The sequence below is a fragment of the Bradyrhizobium sp. CB1015 genome, from assembly GCF_025200925.1.
Lineage (GTDB): Bacteria > Pseudomonadota > Alphaproteobacteria > Rhizobiales > Xanthobacteraceae > Bradyrhizobium.
The window spans coordinates 1,640,587-1,659,374 of record NZ_CP104174.1 but is presented as its reverse complement, the minus strand read 5'-3'; the positions used below and the strand labels follow the sequence as shown (position 1 = coordinate 1,659,374).

The window sequence follows — 18,788 nt, the reverse complement described above, 5'->3', positions numbered from 1 at the left end:
ACAAGTGGAGACCCATCAGCGGCCTTACGTGAGAAAGCCACGCCAAACCATGGCTGCTCGGAAAGGCTGTGATACATCTCTGTCAGAAGATGGCCTTCTCTGTCCCCGACCCAAATATTGACAACCCTTTGAGCGGTTATTGCGCGTCTACGTCGGGCGTGAGCTCGTATCCGACTTTGAATCCCGACCGCTGCAGGTGGTTCAATACGGAGACCTTTTCTCCAATGATGGCGTGTCCGTGATCGGATGCAAGAATAAGCTGTACTCCCTCACGCTCTCCTTTCTCGCTCCACCAAGCGAAAATGCGTCCAAATTGCCGATCGACCTCGTGGAGCACCTCACGGGCCGTAGGATGCTGAAGTCCAAACATGTGATATGTAATGTCCGGCTCCGAAAGCCAGAGCAGGCTGACCTCCGGAAGCGCTTCCTTCTTGAGAAACGAAAAGAATAGATCGACGACACGTTCGATGGTAGCACGCGCCGGCCGCTCGTCGGGAGGGAGCAGTGGAAACGATGACGCAGTGCGGTGAACGGCCGCAGTGCTACTGAACTTTGATGGGTCATGAACCCAGAACGCCGGCGCACCTGTCTGCCAACTGCCCCAGCTCGAAAGTCCAAAAGAGCCCTGCGACTGAGATCTGATCGTCAGCATCGCACGACCATGAGCCGCCAAGACTTCGCCGATCGTAGTGGCGGTGAGGACGCCACCGCGTTCGCTGCCGAGCGTCAGGAGCGCCGAGAGCGAAGATCCGTCGATGGACCGACCGTTTGCCAAAAAAGGTTGCCGATGATTCCATGGGCCGAGCTATGTCCGCCCGTGGCCAGCGCGGCCGATGAAACCCGCGTCTCACTGGGAAACGATCAGGTATGGCGGGCAAGTCGAAGGCCGATTTTGGACAGCTCGGCGAGATTCGGCGTGACTGCTTCGTCTAGCTGGTCAGGACGAAGGCCATCGAGCACGACAATTACAAATTTCATTCGGCCACCTTCCAGCTCCGATTCCGGAGCCTCAACCTACGGGAGTAGCAGCCTGCCTGTCCAGAGCTACCTAGGTACCTAGGTTTGTCATGATGGTGTCACATGGTGTGAATTATATCTCGCAGTACTCGAACGGCCCCCGCAGAAAAACATTGTGCGAGTCCGCCTGGCCCTGGACGGCCGGAAAAGGTGACGGTGCGGTTTCGCGAGAGCGAGATGCGGCAGCTCGCGGAAGTCTCCCGTCAGCGTGGCATGACGCGAACCGGCTGGATTGTTGCCCTGGTGCGCTCGCGATTGGGGTCGCCCGTACAGCATTCCCCGAACGAGCATGGCGAGCTTCGCGCGATCGTTCGCGAGCTCAACCGGATCGGCGGCAACATCAACCAGATCGCGCGGGCCGCAAACAGCAGTGTGCTGCAGGGCAGGGCGGTTGAGCCGGATCTATCCGCGATTCGAGAGGCCAAATTGGTCATCGAAAGAGAGCTCGCGCAATTGCGTAGTGCGCTGCATGGCAACGCGGATTATTGGGATGGAAGGCCATGAGCCGGCGTCCGCCGCGGCCGAACGACTTGGCCTTCGAACTTCCGCCGATCTCGTACGTCTGGGAAACGCCCAATCGGCGCCCAGGGCGGGCCGAGTGGGATATCCCCGATCAGGCGGCTCCGGGCCGCCTTACGCCGGCGATGCGTGCGAAGCTCGAGCGCATCGTGCGTCGAGCACCAGAGGTGATGGTGAAGATCACCGGGCGGACAAAGAGCGTGGCGCATCTGAAGTCGCACCTCGCCTACATCACGCGAAACGGCGAGCTCGATGCGGAAACAGAGCAGGGCGCGACGCTAGCGGGTCGTTCCGGATTGAAAGATCTGCAGCAACGCTGGGAAGATGATGCCAGTCTCGACGGCAAGCGCCGCCGTGATGGATCGCTTTCGATCAACATCATTCTGTCGATGCCGGCTGGCACCGATGCTGTCGCTGTCAAGGATTCCGCTCGGGCATTTGCCATCCAGACGTTCGGCTGTAATCACGACTACGTCTTTGTCCAGCATCTCGACGACAAGCATCCCCACGTGCACTTGACGGTTCGGTCCCTCGGCCACGACGGCAAGCGCCTCAACCCGCGCAAGGCGGATCTGCAGGCGTGGCGGGAACGGTTTGCTGGCGAACTCCGGCTGCGCGGGATCTCGGCGGAGGCAACGCCGCGGCGAACCCGCGGGCGAGTTCGAAAGGGCGACCGCGGGGCAGTCCTCGCCATGCGCAAGCGAAAGATCACACCTGATGTCGATCAGCTCGCCCGGAAGGAGGTGCTTTCGGAGGTGAGGAGTAGCAAGACTGCCAAACATCCTTGGGACGAACAGATCAAGTCACGTCAGGACGCAATCCGGCGGCGTTATCTTGACTATGCAGCCGAGCTCCAGCGATCTGGAGTGCCTGCAGATGTTGAGTTAGCTCGCCAAGTTCGGCAATTCGTTGACGACATGCCAGGTATCGAAACTCGCCGGCATGCGCTGAAGAACGAGCTTTCGGAGCTGGCCAGTAGCCGGCGGCGAGACGTTAAACAGGACGTTCATGCAGAGGGGCGTGACAAAACACGAGGCGATGAGCCGATCAGAGGCGAACGGGGGAATCATAGAACTTAGGCACGGAGGGCGAGTTCCTCCCCGCCACCAAAACGTCAGTCAAAGCAATTTAAATAGCGCTGCCGCACCTGTGTGAATCCTTGCGGCCGCGCTGTAGCAACGTAGCGTTAAGGTTGAACTCGGATTGTAATCTAATCCTCGGAACGGCTGCGACCCTGGCTACTTCGGATTCACGGCATCGCGCCTAGATGCCATCAGCGGCTTTGCCGTCCCGCTCTGATCAGTCGCGGCAAAGGTGACCGGCCAACAACTAGCAGGCGCAGTTCGCGCTGTGGGGCCTTCGGTGGCCAAGGTCAAGAGTACCTGAGCGAGAAATAGCGCCGCCCTCGAAGGGCGGTTTGGTGTCGGCATCAGCATGCACGCGCACCGCACAATCCTATCTGCCAGCCTTCCGTTCTGAAACCAGCCATTCTGCGAGGGGATCGCTCGATGCGGCCTCCCCGGTAGGCAGACCGGAAGCCCGGTCCAGATACCAGTCAATCGCCTTGCGATCCCAACGCTGAGTGCCGGGGATAGCCTCCGGCACCAAGCCCTTCTTAACCCACGTGTTGAACGCGTCCTTGGAGCAGCCACAATAGGCTGCCGCACTGGCCTTAGTGAGGCCCCGAGGTGCGATCTGATCGGCTCGTAGTATCCGCTCCGAACGTCTCAGCTCTGCGGGCGAAGGTTTGTCACGCTGATGATCACCGTCCATTTGGACCTATGGTAGAAGTTAGCGGCAACGTGACGGCGCCCCGAAGCGTTGGAGGTAGAGCGCTGTCCCTAGCACGCCCCGCCAACTTCAGCATGGCCAGCCTCAAGCGGCAGAAGCTGACGGCGGAAAGTATCGTCCGGAAGGCCCATGGCGCAACTACCAGAACCGGTTGCTGCCAGGCGCTTGGGCGATCAGTCTCAGTGACCGGAAGCAACGCGGGCGCGGCTCGGCGCCAGGTCAGGATAAGAATCGGGCGTTGTCCCTACCGCGCCCGCGCTGCGATTGAGATTAGCGGTGACGTGACTCGGCGCTCTAGCCCCCTCGCGTACACCGGGGAGGCGCTGTCCCTGCCAAGCGCCGCTAAGCTCAATGGCTGAGTATTCGGGCTAGCTTTCCAAAAGCTGACAAGGACCCGCGCGGAAAAATCTACAAATGAAAAGCGGCCCGTGTGGGCCGCTTGCCGTAGACGTTCAGGCCGCAGACAAAAGCCGTTCGGCCCGCTTACGATCAGCGGCAGCCGCACCACGACGACGGGCCGGATCGGCGCTCAGCCGATCTATTGCACGCTTACGGCTGATCGGCGTTACGACTTCACGCCCTCCAGGCTCCATCTATTCGACCAAATAGAGCTTGCCGTTCGGTTTGCGCATCAGGCGAGAGCGACTTTCGTACCAAGCGCCACTTACCGGGCCGCGATCAAGGCTGATGCGCGTGACGATAGCGGCATCGCTTGCGGTGTCGGAGACGATCTTCGAATTCGAGACGTTGCGGATGGCTTCCATTTTTATTCCCCTACAGGCTTCTGAAACGCCGCAGACACTGGATGAAGCCTCCGTGGCGGCGGGAGGTTCAGAACCTGTAGAGGACAGGCGAGCTAAGCCTTATATCGCTGCCCTCCCGCCATGCGGAACGTCGAACGGAAATCCGGACACAAAAACAGCGCCATTCGAACGTTCGGCGCTTTGGGCGCCTCCAAAAGGGGTTCTGAAACCTTTTCTGCCAACACCAATCCAATATAACACTGATTTTTCTCGCATTTTGTAAGCTGACATTCCTTACAAAACTAACGACGTTGCGACCCTCAGCCTGGATGCCAAGACTGCGCGGCGCTCAGCCTGTCAGTCTCGGAGAACGATCAGAGCGGCGCGAACGGTGCGCTGATCTCACCGTATCTCTGCTTCAGTTGCCACAATCTGTGAAGGCCGAGCGCTCGCTCAAGCATCGGCTCGCCGCAGCATTTCATCACGCCCCCTAATGGCGCGAGCCGGAATGTCCTGCGTCAGCCGCCAAGCCAGGAATGGCAACCCGACTTCGGGCAGCTCATCCGTCAAGCGCAGGACGTTGATTGCCACATTTCCTCAACTTCGCGAGTGCATGCGCGAGGACATCGGGAGTGTCAGTCTCGACGGCCGCAGTGCGAGGCGCGAATTGCAGTTTGACTACACTGCTCACTCTACGCTCCTGCCGAGCCGAACGACCTTGACTTCGATACGCGCAACGCTGTCAGACTTGATGTCTGTTACCTCGAAGGCTTCACCGGTGCGAATGAGCGTGATGCGATAGCTTTGCAGCAACGGCCACGGCAGCGCCTTGTGATCGAAAGTGAAGATGGGGACGCTTGTGGTTATGAGCGGGCTCAGCGAATGGCCGCGCGAATGCACCTTTTTATCGCCCATCACCACAGTCTCGGGCTTCGCAATGAATACTGCGATAACCCTCGCAGCTCTGTCAGGCTGAGGCTCTCCGGGAAAGTTAGGCCTCCCAGCATAACCAGAACGGGTTCGCCCATATTGTCGTCAATGGCTGCGCTGACACGCTGGAGGCCTGCGCGCCACGTTTGTGGGAATAGCATCGTCATTCTTGTGATCCTGTGGGCGGCCCTTGTGTGGACTTAACCGAATTGTCGCCAAGTCCCTGCATTCCCGTGCCGAGCTGGCCGTTGAGTTGAACGCGTGAAGCCGCTTCGGCCCGAGCCACAACGGCTTGGAGGTATGCGGACGGCTCGACGGTGACCGTGATGTTCTGATGCATCTCAGCCTCGCCGCTCACAGTCCCGTGGACTTCTTGCCGTGGCCTCATCCCTGGGAGGGCCGCGTTGAGCCCGCAATGATGGAGTCCTGCAAGCCCTGAGACTGAATGCCCGTATCGGCTGAAGGCAGCCGACCGATGTCCGGCCTCAGGATAGCATCAGGACGCAGCACTCTATAGATTTTTCGACAATCCGCGCGTCACCGAACACGGCGTGATGGCGGGACATTTCGCTGCGACTGCAGCGCGTTCAAAGCCCGCGAAGGGCCTGTCCTGATCCTGCAGGATACGACCGAGTTCATCTACAGTCGCCCGGCAACATCGGCTACACAAAGACCATCAATGCTGGGCGCTATAAGGCCGGACAACCCACCACCCACACCTTGTGCGGCGTGTTGACGCATTCGAGTCTGGTCGTCACCACCAGCGGAACTCGACTCGGCCTGTCCGCGGTAAAGTTTTGGACCCGCAGCAAGTTCAAAGCAACAGCTGCGCTCAGGCGGCTCGTGAACCAAACGCGCGTGCCGATCGAGACAAGGAAAGTTATCGCTGGCTCGAGAATTTGCGTCAGTCCATCGCGCTTCTGGGCTCGCCCGAGCGCTGTGTGCACATTGGCGATCGCGAAAGCGATATCTACGAACTCTTTTCCCTGGCGCAGGATCTCGGGCGCGGTTTCTTGTGCGCGTTCAGGCCAATCGGCTGGCTGAACCAGCGTCGGAGGCCTCGCCGACGAATGCGGCCCATCGCGTGTTCGCTCAACTTGCCGCGGTCCCTTGGTCCGGCCGCCACCGGGTCGCGAATTGGCGGTGAAGATGGCGAAACTGCTTTCTTGCAGATCAAATTCGCCTCGGGGAAAACATTGCCGCCAATCAGCAAGCAAAAGCGCTAACCGCCGCAAACGCTCGTCTATATTCATGCCTTGGTGGTCGACCCACCGTCGAATCGTGACCCGATCGACTGGAAGCTCGTAACCAATTTGCCTGTCGACGACTTAGCAGCCGCCGTCGAGAAGCTCGACTGGTACGCCTCGCGCTGCAAGGTCGAGGTGTTCCACAAGATCATGAAATCTTGGTTGCCGCGCTGAGGACGCGAGATTGCAGACGGCCGAGCGGCTGGTAACGCTTCTCGCTCTCGCTACCGTTGTCAGCTGGCGCATTTTTTGGATCACTATGTCCGCCCGCGCTCAACCGGATGCGAGACCCGAGACTGTCCTATGCCCGGCGGACATTGAAGCACTCGACCGCATCGATGCGGCGCGTTCCAAACCGCGCATCCTTCGCCGAACGCTCGCAACTTACCTTTTGCAGATCGCCGTGCTCGGCGGCTATCTCGCCCGCACACGTGATCCTCCTCCAGGAAACATCGTCGTTTGGCGAGGACCAAGTTGCAAGATGTCGCCGTCGGCATCGCTATCGGGGCACCCCGAAGATGTGGGTAATTGAAAGCCTCACCGGATGCTTACTCCGATAGTCGCCACCTGGCGACAGCTTCGTCGTCAGCTTACAGACAGGTAAGTGCTTCAGAGGTTACAACGTATCGTAGTGGACTGAGTCTACTCAGTCCTGGCAAGGGAGTATGGAATGGATCCTTTTGAGGCAGGACCGATTCTGCGCGGCGATGGGATCTCTTCGAACGAACAAGAGGGGCAGGAAAACGAGGCCGGGGCGCAGTGGGACGGAGTGCTGACAGGCTATGACGTGGCAGATTCAGCTCATGCGGAGGATGACCAAGACCAGACGGTTGAAAATTGGGCTGCCGAACGGGACGTGGGCCCGCTCGAGGATCGAGAAGAAGCCCTAACGCGATTAAATCTTTCTGAGTTCAATCAACATCTCGATCTCGAATCGTTGTCCCTGACCAGTTTGCCCAGATTTTCGACCGATCTCAGGCGGATCGACGTTCCCTTCAATCGGCTAACCAGGCTGCCCCATACCCTGCCCGCCACCCTCGAGTCGCTCAACGTCGGTCACAACCAGCTGACCAACTTGCCCACCCTTCCGGCCGTGCTCGCTTATCTCGACGCGAGCAACAACCGGCTAGCGAACCTGCCTGACGCCATCCTCCCGCGCTTCAGTTTCTCGATGTCAGCCACAATCAGTTGCAGAATCTGCCGGAGGTCCTCCCTGCCACGCTCGAGAGGCTCCGCGTTAGTGGCAACCGCTAACCAGGTTACCCGAGGCGCTCCCACCCGGGCTCGAATTCCTCCTAGCTGACTATAACCAGCTAACCAGCCTACCCGAGAACCTACTGACGCAGTTGGGCGCTGATGCCAACGTAGATCTGTCTGGAAATCCGCTGCCGGATCAGGTGCTGACGAAGCTGCATACAGCCGTAATGCCGCGGACTATACCGGTCCATCCGTCATACTTCCGGGCAACCACGTGAGTGCACTATCCTCGATGAACAGGACCATACTCTCACCGAAGCCGTCGCAGACTGGCTCAGGGGCAATCCAAAAGACGGCGATCCGGAGGTGCTGGCCGCTTGGCGGACCTCTGCAGAGGAGCCGGGCGCTGAAGAGTACGCGCTTTTCCTCGGCAAGCTGTTCGAGTCCGTCAACTCTGACAATCAGGAATTCCAGCAGTCGGTGGCGAATGATCTACGCGAGGCGGCGAAGAACCCGCAATTGCGTGCGCAGTATTTTCAACTGGCCGCCGATGCCAACCAGACCTGCGAGGATCGCAGAACGTTGACTTGGAACGGTATGCAAACAGCACGTCTCATCGCAGACGTGGAGAACGGCGTCTATGACGATAGGGCGCGGCCTCCCGATCTCATCGATCTGGGGCGCGTCATGTTCCGCGTGGATGCTCTGGAAGGGACCGCGCGCGAGAAGGCTCACTCGCTCGGCTCCGTCGGCAGAGCCGAAAACATCGATGCCATCGAGGTCTATGTTGCTTATCAGAACAAGCTACGCGAGCGGCTGGGACTGCAGCACGTCGCGCCGAATATGCGCTTCTTTGAAGTTTCCGGCGTCACCGACGCTGACGTTGACAGTGCAGAGATAACCGTGCGGAGTAAGGAGGCGGCGGAATTTGCTGACTATTTGGCGACGGACTGGCAACCTTGGGACGATGTGGTTTCTCGCATCGCCCTGCACGCCCATGCTGCGATGCAGGACCAACTCATTGATGCAATGGGCGAAGAGTTCGACAACAGACTGGAGCAACAGCTCGCCGACAGAGACTTGAGTGGAACTGATTCTGATCTCGTCGAGGATGCCAAGCGAGAATTAGGTGCCGAGGTCCGTAAGGAAATTGCCCGCGAGATCAAGGGCGCTCTAAGGGATAGGGTGCTCAATGATCACGGCCTCCGGCTGTGAAGCAGCCTTTGTTAGTTCGCACGAGGCATAGCGCTGTACGTCAGGGCTGCGGAGCGCCGGCCTAGACGCCGGCGCATTGCTCAGGTCAGCTGCTAAAATGCGTGCACGTAGCGGCGAGAGTCGGACTCCCTTCCCCGATGCCGCAACTGCGCGAAGACCGCCGTAAAACAGGGAGCCCAAAAAGGCCGGGCTCGATTCTGTGACCACCGCCGTGTACCACCGATTCGGCCCGCAACGCGGGTAAGCATCAGAACAGCGAGGCAGCCATGGTAAAACCGTTCCAGTCCAAGACCCATATCGGCAATCATCTGCTGCATCCGGAAACCCTGATGCTGACCTATGGCTATGATCCGCAATTGTCGGAGGGCGCCATCAAGCCGCCGGTGTTCCTGACCTCGACCTTCGTGTTCAAGACCGCCGAAGACGGCCAGGACTTCTTCGACTACGTCGCCGGCCGGCGCGAGCCGCCGGAGGGCATGGGCGCGGGCCTGGTCTATTCGCGCTTCAATCATCCCAACAGCGAGATCGTCGAGGACAGGCTCGCGATCTACGAGCGCACCGAGAGTTGCGCGCTGTTCTCATCTGGCATGGCGGCCATCGCAACCACGATCCTGGCCCTCGTCCGCCCCGGCGATGTCATCCTGCACTCGCAGCCGCTCTATGGCGGGACGGAGACCCTGCTGACGAACACGCTTGCGCGTCTGTCGATCGGTGCCGTCGGCTTTGCCAGCGGAATCGACGAGACGGCAGTCAAGCAGGCCTCGGAGGAGGCCATGGGCAAGGGGCGGGTTTCGATGATCCTGATCGAGACGCCCGCCAATCCGACCAACGGCCTCGTCGACGTCGCAATGATCCGCCGCACCGCCGAAGCCATCGGCAAGGCTCAGGGACACACGCCGGTCATTGCCTGCGACAACACGCTGCTCGGGCCGGTGTTTCAGCGACCGATCGAGCACGGCGCGGATCTGTCGCTGTATTCGCTGACCAAATATGTCGGCGGCCATTCCGACCTGATCGCGGGCGCTGCGCTCGGATCGAAGGCGATCATGAAAGGTATCAAGGCGCTGCGCGGCGCCATCGGCACCCAGCTCGATCCGCATTCCTGCTGGATGATCAACCGTTCGCTCGAGACGCTCAGCCTGCGGATGGAGAAGGCCGATGCGAATGCGCGGCTCGTGGCGGACTTCCTGCGCGACCACCCGAAGGTCGCCAGGGTGCACTACCTCGGTCACCACGAGCAGGGCTCGCTGTCCGGCCGTGTGTTCGCGCGGCAATGCCTGGGTGCGGGCTCGACGTTCTCGTTCGACATCGTCGGCGGCAAGGAGGCGGCGGTGAAATTCCTCAACGCGCTGCAGATCCTCAAGCTGGCGGTGAGCCTTGGCGGCACGGAATCGCTCGCAAGCCTGCCGGCGACGATGACCCATTCCGGTGTTCCCGCCGACATTCGCCAAAAGATCGGCGTGCTAGATTCCACCATCCGGCTGTCGATCGGGATCGAGAACCCGTCGGATCTGATCGCGGACCTCACGCAGGCGCTGAACGCGGCTTGAGCGAGGGAATCAAAGCGGATTGGACGCGCGGCACGCTGACATGATCGCCGCGGCGGCCTCATTGCTCTGCGCGCAAGGGAGCTGCCGCACGAGCCAGACGTAATAGCCCTTGCTGGGATGCGTTTAGCAGGGAATCGCCGGCAGGCCGTCAATCTCACTCGATTTCGAACCATTCGGAGACGGCGCGACCGGTGGGCCAACGAACGAAATCAAACTCGCAATTGCCGCTCGATCCCGTGCCCGAACCGCGATCACCGTGCTCCTGCTTTGCATCTAGTTGAAGCAGTTCAGCCTCGACTCACGCCAGGGGTCCTTGCCAGTTCTTGGTTGGCCAAGGCGTCGATATGTAGCGTCGTCGGGATGAGGAGCCAAGTCTCGGCGCCCCAGACCTGGGGCGCCGGCACCGACTCCTCCAAGTTGACGGCCTGTTGTTTGCCTGGAGCCATGCGGCGCCCCTGAGTAATCATTGTGCCCTGGGGAACAACCCCGAGCCTCTGAACGGCTGCGAAGTCGTCGAGAAGGACGTGTTCTTCAGCGAGCATTCGGAAGGCCCGAACGCGCTGGCGTCCCTCGCTTTCCACCAACTCGCCCCTGCAAGGCACTCCACGGATCTCGAAATAGGTCGGGCGCCCGACTTCGGGCATGAGGCGCGGGCCTTCGAGGGCGCGGACAAGGTAATCGGGCAGGAATCGCTCCCGGTGCGCCCATCGGCCCCGAATCAAGTAGCTAAGATCGACTGTACCTTCGTCGGGGGGCGCGGCCCTGACGATCTGCGGGGGGCGATAGAGGGGCTGGGATGGACCAGCTTCGTTTATCCCGCCAGCGCGCGGGTGATGGATCAGGCGAACATCCATGGGGCCTTCCGGCCCGACAGTCGCGGAATAGCGCTCCCCATTGATCGCAAACTGACTTGGCCCGAACTGGTTTGACAGCAGATTGATATTGCTCAACACGTCGATCAACACGTCCGAAGCCGCCCTGGAGCCGTGGCGCCAGTCGGCGCCAACGATCGCTCCGATATCCCGCAGCTCCGGAGCCGCCCCGGGGTCCGAAAATTTTGAGGCCTTCATCGGTATCCGCTCCTCCCAGCCGAGGGGATTCGGCAGCGAGAACTCTCTAGCCAAAAATGGTCCAGTTTGCCGGCCTCAGATCAGCACCACCCGGATCGGGGATTTCGAAATCGGCGGCTTCGCGGAGGTTCGTCGCGCTGTCGGCGGCGCGGCTGGCCGACTTCATGGCTGCCGATCTGTCCGCGCTCGACCTTCTGGTGGTCCAAATCGATGGGCTGCATCTCGGCGACGATCTCGTGCTGGTCGCCGCGATCAGGGTTGACGGCGAACGCAACAAGCATCCGCTGGCGCTGGTGGAAGGGTCGACCGAGAATGCGGCAACGGTTCAGGCCCTGCTGGACAATTTAGTCTGCGCGGGCTCGCCCCGACAGTGCTAAGGCTGTTCATCTCATCGTCGATGGCGCGAAGGCGTTGTCGAAGGCGATCCGCAACCACCTTTGGTTCGGCCGCCCCGATCCAGCGCTGCCAGATTCACAAGGCGCGCAACATCATGGAACGCCTCCCGAAACAGCATCATGCGGCCACCCGTCGGGTGCTGCGCCAAGCCTTGGAGGTCGATGACGCCGCAGGCTGAAAAAGTGATCCGCAATCTCGCGCGTCGTCGCGACCAGCAATGGCCCGGCGTCGCGGCGAGCATCATCGAAGGCCTCGACGAAATCCTGACCGTCGTCCGGTTGAAGCTGCCGAAGGAGCTTCGTCCATCGCCGAGAACATGATGGGCACCATTCGCCGCGTCACGCGCAACGTCAAACGCTGGCGGGGTGCCGGTATGGCCTTAGGATGGGTCGCGGCCGGCATGATCGAGGCCAACAAGGGCTTCCGACGATTGAAGGCACGTAAGCAATTGGCGATTCTGGGTGCAGCCCTTCAAACTCACCACGATCGCATGACGATCAAGCCCGTTGCCCACGTCACGAGGGCCGCATAACAGTCGTTTCGGAAATGCCGGCCCGACGTAGTTCAACATTGATCGGGACATCCCCCCGCAACAGTTCCGAGGGTCACTTTACCCGGTCCTCCCTAACACCGGCGCAGTGCGGGGAAACGAAGCGCTCGAGCTCTCTAGCGACAGACTCTGAAACTCTTTACGCACCCGCGCAATTACGCAGACATGGAGAAAACCGGAAGATGGGATTGAGCCGAAGGGAATTCGCAGGGGCGGAGGGCTGCAGTGAAGGTGCGGTCAGATATGCCTTGCGCCAAGGGCGTTTAGCGGCGCGGCCCGATGGCACGCTCGATCCATCTCAGCTCGGTCGGGCGGTGGATGCGAGACTCCTCGGGACAGAGGCCCTCGGCGTATTTCTTCCGGTAGTCGATGCCACCGAAAGGATACGGAGACGATCGGGATCGCCGCCACCTTCCATGGAAAGTGGTCTGTGGAGGTGGCGATCCTCCTCAGTATCTTGGTCTCTCGAAAATGGGCGATGTTGATCCGATCGGCCCGATAGAGATCTGCGACGACCTCAACGCGCAACTCGCTGAATTTTGGGTTGGTGCGCAGGTTGGGCCGCGCGATGGCACCAGATGAACCAGATGATGAGAACGCCGTCCTCCTAGATATCAACGATCCGATCGCGGTCGCCGGAAGGATGATCCATCTGGCGGTGAATTTTTACCAGGAAGACCTGAAGCGCCGGCGCCGGGAGACCGGGATCGTGTGTGTGAGGGACAAACGCCATGGCAAAGGGTAAGAGCGAGGATTTCGCAAACCAAGCGCCTCAGTTCGCGCGTGACGGATAGCTCGCGATCTTGCGAGCTTGCGAGTGAGCCGCCAAAGCTCGACCCTATTGGTCTCGGCTAATTGCTGTGCTCGCTGCTTAGCCGCTTCCTCATCAGCGCAAATCAGCCTTACGCAGTGCACTACATTCCCGTCGGGCTCGAACAAGTAGACCATGAACTCCTCGACCGAAGGGCTTCCAGTCACGCGCCGGCCGTGACTTTGAAGGTTATTGCTTGGTCCGATGGCGCTGCGTGCATGTCTTTGGTGGAGGTAGTCATCGCTCATGCTTAGCTGATCGCGACAACCGGCCGGCGTATTGCCCGGTTGCAAAGTTCCTGCATGGACATCGCTCGGATCTTATTCCCCGCCGGTTGCGCTCGACGATAGCTAGAATCAATTCTTCGGTGGCGATCAGGGCCAGCTCCATTTTTTCCTTAACAATAGTCGACGTATCTCGACCGATACTGTCGAGATGGTTCAGGGCCACCGCTTTGAAGCTATGGGCTAGGCGCTCCTCGGCATCGTCGCGTGCATAGTCTATAATAGTATCCAGGTGGGCGACGATTTGAGCCCGTTGCTCGGTCGGTTTTGGACCGTCAAGCAACGTTATCGCTCGAATAAAGGCCTCTTCAACAGGGATCATATCAGGTTTCCTTTGTTGCTGGATTGGAAGCCGCAGTAGCTCGCGCCGGTGCTGCAGATTTAGCGAGGCTCGACCCGCAAAGGCAACTCCTCAGAAAAAAGAGTTGATGTTGCGCAATCTTGAGGGGCGACCATCATCGGCATGGATCTGTGTGCGGCGGGGGCGAGGCAATGCAGCGATCAAACCGGGGTGGTGTCCCAATTGGGCACCTTTCACAAATCACACCAACGAATTGGCCCCGGGCGATGGTGTGAAATGGATCCCGATTTTGGGACCACGTGCTTAGTTGGAAGGGGCGGCTCCGTCTAATAAACGGAGCGGATGATGACGACGAAGACGAGACGCAAGATCGACGCGGCATTGAAGGCAAAGATCGCACTGGAAGCCGTGCGGGAGCAGGCGACGGTGGCCGATCTGGCCCAGCGCTACGAGGTTCACCCGAACCAGATCTATGCCTGGAAGAAGCAGCTGCTGGACCAGGCGGCCCGGGCCTTTGAGGCGGGTGTCGGGCGGGAGAGCGAGGACGCTCGCGAACGCGAGGCCGCGGTCGTTGGATGGACAACGTCTTCATCGAGCGGCTGTGGCGCAGCGTCAAGCACGAGGACGTCGTGTGCTGTGGAAGTCAGGCGTCGGCCTGAATCCTGACGAAGCTTTGTCAGAGATGGAGGATGGCCCTCCGAAGTCGACCTGCAGGGGTAGACGTCAAACCGCTCCGAGCTGCGAGGGTAAAGAGCCCTAGTAGTGAGCGTTGGAGGAAAAGGCGGAGGAAACTCCGTCAGGTGAGATCCGAGGAGACGAACGTAAGTAAACCGCTGATGACGTGTCGTAACGTGTTCTATCGACGTCGAAACCGGGATCAGGATGTCTATCCCGCGAGCAAGGGTTGGGGGGAGCCTGCCGACTGTCCAACCGGCGTCCGGCATGAAGGTGGCGTGACGTCGGATCAGGCTTTGACAAGGAACACAGGAACCTGTCGCTCCGATGTGAAGGGAGGACTCCAAGCGGCTCGTCGCCGCAAGGAGCAGAGTACCGATGCGGAGCACAGGGGCGGAAACGCCCGTATTAGGGACGAAGGCGCTGTAATGGCACTGCACCGAAGGGGCGTTGTCATCCGGCTTTACGCGGTCGACAACCCGAAAGGGGATGATCGGCATGAGTAAGGCCAAGCCGTTTTGTATTGCCAAACGCGATGTGTGGGAGGCGTATAAGCACGTGAAGGCTAACCAAGGGGCAGCTGGTGTTGACGGGCAGTCGATCGAAGACTTCGACCGAGATCTGAGTAAGAATCTCTATGGGATCTGGAATCGGATGAGTTCGGGCAGCTACTTTCCGCCTCCGGTGCGGCGCGTTGACATACCGAAAGGCGGAGCTGGCAGCACGCGACCGTTGGGAATACCAACGGCCTCGGACAGGATCTTGCAAGATCGCTGCCGATGCGCCTGCATTCATCCTGACTGAACGCGGAAAGCCTTATAGCGATAAGTCGTTCACCGGCAAGTTTTCGGCCTGGGGCAAAGCAGCTGGAATCACAACACAATGCAGTCCCCACACCTTGCGCTTCGCGGCAGCGCGTCGACTGGCCGAGCTGGGCTTATCCTTGAAGGTGATTGCCAGCATAACCGGGCACGACAGCTTGAAAGAGCTGTAACGGTACACGAAGGCTGCGGAGCAAAGGCTGGTCGCCAAGCGGGCTATTGCCGCGTTAGGCTCACACTAGCCCAAGGGTCGCGCCTTCCGCATCGCCTGAGAGGACTTCGAACGCTCGGTCGATCAGTCGCATGTCCCACAGAACCACACCGCCGCGCCTGATGGGCCGGGGCATCGTTCCGTCCTCGAGAATGCGGACGGAGTGAGCTGGCTCCGGAAATCTGGACAGGGCGATAAGTGGAGTTTCTGCCTGACGGCGGGCAAGATTGTCCCGCGAATCAGGAGAGACGATGAGCAAACGAGCCCGCCGGCAGCACGCACCGGCATTCAAGGCCAAGGTGGCGTTAGCGGCGATCAAGGGCGAGATGACGCTGGCCCAGCTGGCTGAGCATTTCGACGTACACCCGAACCAGATCACGCAGTGGAAGTCCCAGCTTCAGGGAGCGGCGGCCGAGGTCTTTGGTCCTGGCGCCAACAGAACGAGCGAGCCCGCGGTGGACGTGAAAACGCTGCACGCCAAGATCGGGGAGCTGACGCTTGAGAACGATTCCTAAGAAACGGCATCGCCGACGTTCGGCTCGAACGGCTGGAGAAGAAGCCGAATGCCTTGGCACGCCGATGCAAATTGTTGACCACTCGCGTCCGGTAGCGCGTCTCGTATGACGAGGCCCCGGGATCGACATAGTCCATTCCGTATCGCACAGCATTGTAGAACAGAACTGCGATCTTGCGGGCCGTGGCGGTCACGGCCTTGGCCTTGCCGACGCGCGATGAAAGTCGACTGTAAAAGGCGCCGAGCGCAGTATCGGTGCGTCCGACGGTGACGGCAGCAAGGCGCAGAAGCGCCGCCGCCCGGCCGCCGGATCGGGGTGTTCGGGACGAGAGCCTTTTGCCGCGGAGACCTTGTTGCTCGGCGCCAGTCCCAGCCAGGAGGTAAAATGCTTTGCACTTGGCCACGAGGAGAGGTCGTCAACGCATTCAGCGATCAGCTTCAGCGAGAGGTAAGGACCGCGGCCGTCGATGGTGGTGATGTCTTTTCCCAGCAACGCGAACAGCGCCTCGCGGACGTCGAAAGCTAGAGCGTTCGCCTGATCGGTTCGATTCCGACGCAGCGATGCCCGCGGTGCTGGTCCATGGCCACGACCGCGATGGTTGCTCAGTTCCTTCAACACGGCTTCGATCCGGGCGTCGCAGGCAGATGCCTTCTCGTGGTAGGTGTCGTAAAGCGCAAGTGCCTGCTCGAGCGCAAACAGATGCTCGGCGCGGTAGCTCCCGGTGAGCGCCTTCGCAATCGTCTCGGCACTGGAGTGGCAACTGTAGTGGCGCAAGCACGCCAACGCCTCGGGATCGCGCTCGCCGGCAAGGATCGCGCGTATGATACGCAGGCCAGTCGCGCCGGTGATGTCGGCGACGACGTGGTGGAGCTGAAGATTCATCTCCGTCAAGGCCTTCTGCATATGCTGGATGTGTGAGGCCGCGTACTCCAGCCGACGCTCGCGCTGACGCACGTAGGCTCGCAGTTCGGCAATCTGCCCTTTGGGCTGAAAGCTGGCCCGCAGCAACCAGAATGAATGGAGCCGCTGCAGCCATTGCGCATCGCTGACATCGGTCTTACGCCCCGGCACGTGCTTGGCATCGCGCGCGTTGGACAAGAAACACGGTAAATCCCCGGGCATCGAGAAGCTCGAAAATCGGAATCCAGTAGACGCTGGTCGATTCCATGACGACGGTCTCGACGCCGCATTCCGTAAACCAGTCGACCAGCCGATGCAGATCGGCCGTGAAGGTACCGAAACTGTGGACTGGCTCCGGTGCGCGATCTGCCCTGACGGCCGCCATATGCATGGTGGCGCCAACGTCGATGGCAGCCGCGTTCGGGTGCACCATCGGCATCTTACCGCCGTCCTTCGACTTCGATCTTTTGGGATTCATCTGTAGCTCCTTCTGACTCCGGCGGAAGGGCTGGGCTGCGCAATTCATTCAAATTCCTAAACGGGATCGCCGAGATGGCGTCACCACTCTCAAGTGCGCAACAGCCCATGGACCAGGTTTTTTGACGGGCTCACGTGCCACCAAAATCGTATCGGCCGCTCCCTTCCGGCCGCAGTCTAGCGGTTAGCCGTTTCTATCCCACAGGGGGCGCGCAGCGCCGCGCTCAGTTTTTTAGAAGGCGCGCTCAGCAAAGCCGGCCTGCTGAGCGCAAAGCGATGATCGACCGTGATGACCTGCCGATCACGAAACAGGCGGAAGTTTTGAAGATCAGCCGTGGCAGTGTCTATTATCTACCACGTCCGGTATCGCCCGCCGACCTCGCGATCATGCAACGGCTTGACCGGCTGCATTTGGAGTTTCCCTTCGCCGGTTCGCGAATGTTGCGAGACCTGTTGGCTGCCGAGGCGTGCAAGATCGGCCGCCGGCATGTCAAAACGCTGCTGCGGCGGATGAGGATAGAGGCGCTTTACCGCCGGCCGCGTACCACCAAGCCCGAACCCGGGCCCAAGATCTATCCGTATCTGCTGCGCGGGATGGAGATCACACGCCCGAACCAGGTCTGGGCGATGGACATCACCTACATCCCGATGGCGCGCGGCTTCATCTATCTCGCGGTGGTGCTCGACTGGTTCAGCCGCCGGGTGCTGTCGTGGCGCGTCTCGATCACGATCGAAGCCGCATTTTGCGTCGAGACGCTGGAGGACGCTCTCGCTCGCCACGGCAAGCCGGACATCTTCAACACCGACCAGGGCTCGCAGTTCACGGGCTCCACGTTCACCGGCGTGCTCGCCAGGCATGGCATCGCCATCAGCATGGACGGCCGGGGCGCCTGGCGCGACAACGTGTTCGTCGAGCGGCTGTGGCGCAGCGTCAAATACGAAGAGGTCTATCTGCGCGCCTACGACACCGTGTCCGACGCCCGCGCCTCGATCGGCAGATACTTCGCCTTTTACAATGGCCGGCGTCCCCATCAGGCGCTGGAAAACCGCGCGCCGATGGCGGTCTGGCGGGCAGGTGTCACCGGCGCATTCGGCGAAGAGGCTGTGGACATGACGCTTCTCGCAAGCGAGAAGCTTGGACAACGCTGCGCGTTGCCCACATCCCCACAGCCACGACAGCAGCAAGCAACAGTGGCGTAAAGTATCGGGAAGAACGAACGGCAGCAAGCTCCACTTAAGAAACCAGACCCGGTGGTCCTCAGCATAGGGTCCACTTCAGACGGCGTCGGACCCCGCGCAGGAGCGTTATCCTTACTTACCGGCAACATCAGCCGTTTTGCGAAGGCTGCAGGGCAGTCGAACATGGCGAAGCTGGACTGGTGTGATTGTCACCACCCCGTCCGCCGACGACGGTCACACAAAATGCGGCCGCGCTCCAGCCGCTTGGCATAAAGTGACATGCCCAGTCCTGGCAGGCTCGAAATTTTCGGCCGCCTGTATCCGAGCTGCTGCTCGAGAGCGGCCATGGCCTGGCGAGCTCCGTCTAGCGTCGCAGTCGCCTCGTTAAA

Annotated in this window: 14 protein-coding genes and 6 pseudogenes; 13 read left to right on the top strand and 7 right to left on the bottom strand. The window is 60.4% G+C overall.

Going from position 1 to position 18,788, the window contains the following annotated elements:
* Positions 1-136 precede the first annotated feature (136 nt).
* Positions 137-775: an alkaline phosphatase family protein gene (locus N2604_RS07555; RefSeq protein WP_158671272.1), complete on the bottom strand. Its 639-nt coding sequence runs from the start codon at positions 773-775 to the stop codon at positions 137-139.
* 419 nt (positions 776-1,194) lie between these two features.
* Between N2604_RS07555 and N2604_RS07550 the strand changes: the two genes are divergently transcribed.
* The 3 genes from N2604_RS07550 (at position 1,195) to N2604_RS39660 (ending at position 2,922) form a co-directional block, all read left to right on the top strand.
* A complete protein-coding gene (locus N2604_RS07550; protein ID WP_225114958.1) occupies positions 1,195-1,521 on the top strand; it encodes a MobC family plasmid mobilization relaxosome protein in 327 nt (108 codons plus the stop codon).
* Positions 1,518-2,615 carry a relaxase/mobilization nuclease domain-containing protein gene (locus tag N2604_RS07545; RefSeq protein WP_036031318.1) on the top strand — a complete coding sequence of 366 codons (1,098 nt, stop codon included), beginning with the start codon at positions 1,518-1,520 and terminating at the stop codon, positions 2,613-2,615. The genes N2604_RS07550 and N2604_RS07545 overlap by 4 nt, the downstream gene beginning before the upstream one ends.
* A 235-nt stretch (positions 2,616-2,850) precedes the next feature.
* Positions 2,851-2,922 carry a DUF3606 domain-containing protein gene (locus N2604_RS39660; protein WP_074448345.1) on the top strand — a complete coding sequence of 24 codons (72 nt, stop codon included), beginning with the start codon at positions 2,851-2,853 and terminating at the stop codon, positions 2,920-2,922.
* A 998-nt stretch (positions 2,923-3,920) separates the two neighbouring features.
* Here the strand turns inward: N2604_RS39660 and N2604_RS07540 are convergent.
* The 3 genes from N2604_RS07540 to N2604_RS07530 form a co-directional block, all read right to left on the bottom strand.
* A complete protein-coding gene (locus N2604_RS07540; protein ID WP_157786056.1) occupies positions 3,921-4,091 on the bottom strand; it encodes a hypothetical protein in 171 nt (56 codons plus the stop codon).
* 666 nt (positions 4,092-4,757) lie between these two features.
* The gene (locus tag N2604_RS07535; protein ID WP_124163932.1) at positions 4,758-4,985 is read right to left on the bottom strand and encodes a hypothetical protein; all 228 of its coding nucleotides are present in this window, start codon (positions 4,983-4,985) and stop codon (positions 4,758-4,760) included.
* A 704-nt stretch (positions 4,986-5,689) separates the two neighbouring features.
* Positions 5,690-6,253: a hypothetical protein gene (locus N2604_RS07530; RefSeq protein ID WP_158671273.1), complete on the bottom strand. Its 564-nt coding sequence runs from the start codon at positions 6,251-6,253 to the stop codon at positions 5,690-5,692.
* A gap of 664 nt (positions 6,254-6,917) precedes the next feature.
* Here N2604_RS07530 and N2604_RS07525 point away from each other — a divergent pair.
* The 3 genes from N2604_RS07525 to N2604_RS07515 all read left to right on the top strand — a co-directional run bounded on the left by N2604_RS07525 (position 6,918) and on the right by N2604_RS07515 (position 10,209).
* Positions 6,918-7,550, top strand: coding sequence for a hypothetical protein (locus tag N2604_RS07525; RefSeq protein ID WP_050996259.1), 633 nt, complete (start codon positions 6,918-6,920; stop codon positions 7,548-7,550).
* A 260-nt stretch (positions 7,551-7,810) separates the two neighbouring features.
* Positions 7,811-8,659 carry an NEL domain-containing protein gene (locus tag N2604_RS07520; RefSeq protein ID WP_260374224.1) on the top strand — a complete coding sequence of 283 codons (849 nt, stop codon included), beginning with the start codon at positions 7,811-7,813 and terminating at the stop codon, positions 8,657-8,659.
* 266 nt (positions 8,660-8,925) lie between these two features.
* On the top strand, positions 8,926-10,209 hold the full coding sequence (locus tag N2604_RS07515; RefSeq protein ID WP_124163931.1) for a cystathionine gamma-synthase family protein: 1,284 nt from the start codon (positions 8,926-8,928) through the stop codon (positions 10,207-10,209).
* A gap of 287 nt (positions 10,210-10,496) precedes the next feature.
* On the opposite strand, the gene N2604_RS07510 is transcribed toward N2604_RS07515, so the two are convergent.
* Positions 10,497-11,279 carry a hypothetical protein gene (locus N2604_RS07510; RefSeq protein ID WP_124163930.1) on the bottom strand — a complete coding sequence of 261 codons (783 nt, stop codon included), beginning with the start codon at positions 11,277-11,279 and terminating at the stop codon, positions 10,497-10,499.
* A gap of 83 nt (positions 11,280-11,362) precedes the next feature.
* Here N2604_RS07510 and N2604_RS07505 point away from each other — a divergent pair.
* Positions 11,363-12,207: pseudogene (locus N2604_RS07505) on the top strand (transposase); the annotation flags it as partial.
* 574 nt (positions 12,208-12,781) lie between these two features.
* A complete protein-coding gene (locus N2604_RS07500; RefSeq protein ID WP_124163929.1) occupies positions 12,782-12,970 on the top strand; it encodes a hypothetical protein in 189 nt (62 codons plus the stop codon).
* A 303-nt stretch (positions 12,971-13,273) separates the two neighbouring features.
* Here the strand turns inward: N2604_RS07500 and N2604_RS07495 are convergent, their stop codons facing one another.
* Entirely contained in the window at positions 13,274-13,642 is a 369-nt protein-coding gene (locus N2604_RS07495) for a hypothetical protein (protein WP_260374223.1), read from the bottom strand.
* 321 nt (positions 13,643-13,963) lie between these two features.
* Between N2604_RS07495 and N2604_RS39655 the strand changes: the two are divergent.
* The 4 genes and pseudogenes from N2604_RS39655 to N2604_RS07480 all read left to right on the top strand — a co-directional run.
* Positions 13,964-14,077, top strand: a pseudogene (locus N2604_RS39655) (hypothetical protein); the annotation flags it as partial.
* A gap of 708 nt (positions 14,078-14,785) precedes the next feature.
* Positions 14,786-15,064, top strand: a pseudogene (locus N2604_RS07485) (group II intron reverse transcriptase/maturase); the annotation flags it as partial.
* Positions 14,991-15,290, top strand: coding sequence for a tyrosine-type recombinase/integrase (locus tag N2604_RS39650; protein ID WP_074448695.1), 300 nt, complete (start codon positions 14,991-14,993; stop codon positions 15,288-15,290). The pseudogene N2604_RS07485 and the gene N2604_RS39650, both read left to right, overlap by 74 nt.
* 289 nt (positions 15,291-15,579) lie before the next feature.
* Positions 15,580-15,837, top strand: a pseudogene (locus N2604_RS07480) (transposase); the annotation flags it as partial.
* A gap of 46 nt (positions 15,838-15,883) precedes the next feature.
* Here N2604_RS07480 and N2604_RS07475 read toward each other — a convergent pair.
* Positions 15,884-17,221: pseudogene (locus tag N2604_RS07475) on the bottom strand (IS110 family transposase); the annotation flags it as partial.
* A 227-nt stretch (positions 17,222-17,448) separates the two neighbouring features.
* On the opposite strand from N2604_RS07475, the pseudogene N2604_RS07465 reads away from it, so the two are divergent.
* Positions 17,449-18,276, top strand: a pseudogene (locus tag N2604_RS07465) (IS3 family transposase); the annotation flags it as partial.
* Positions 18,277-18,788 lie beyond the last annotated feature (512 nt).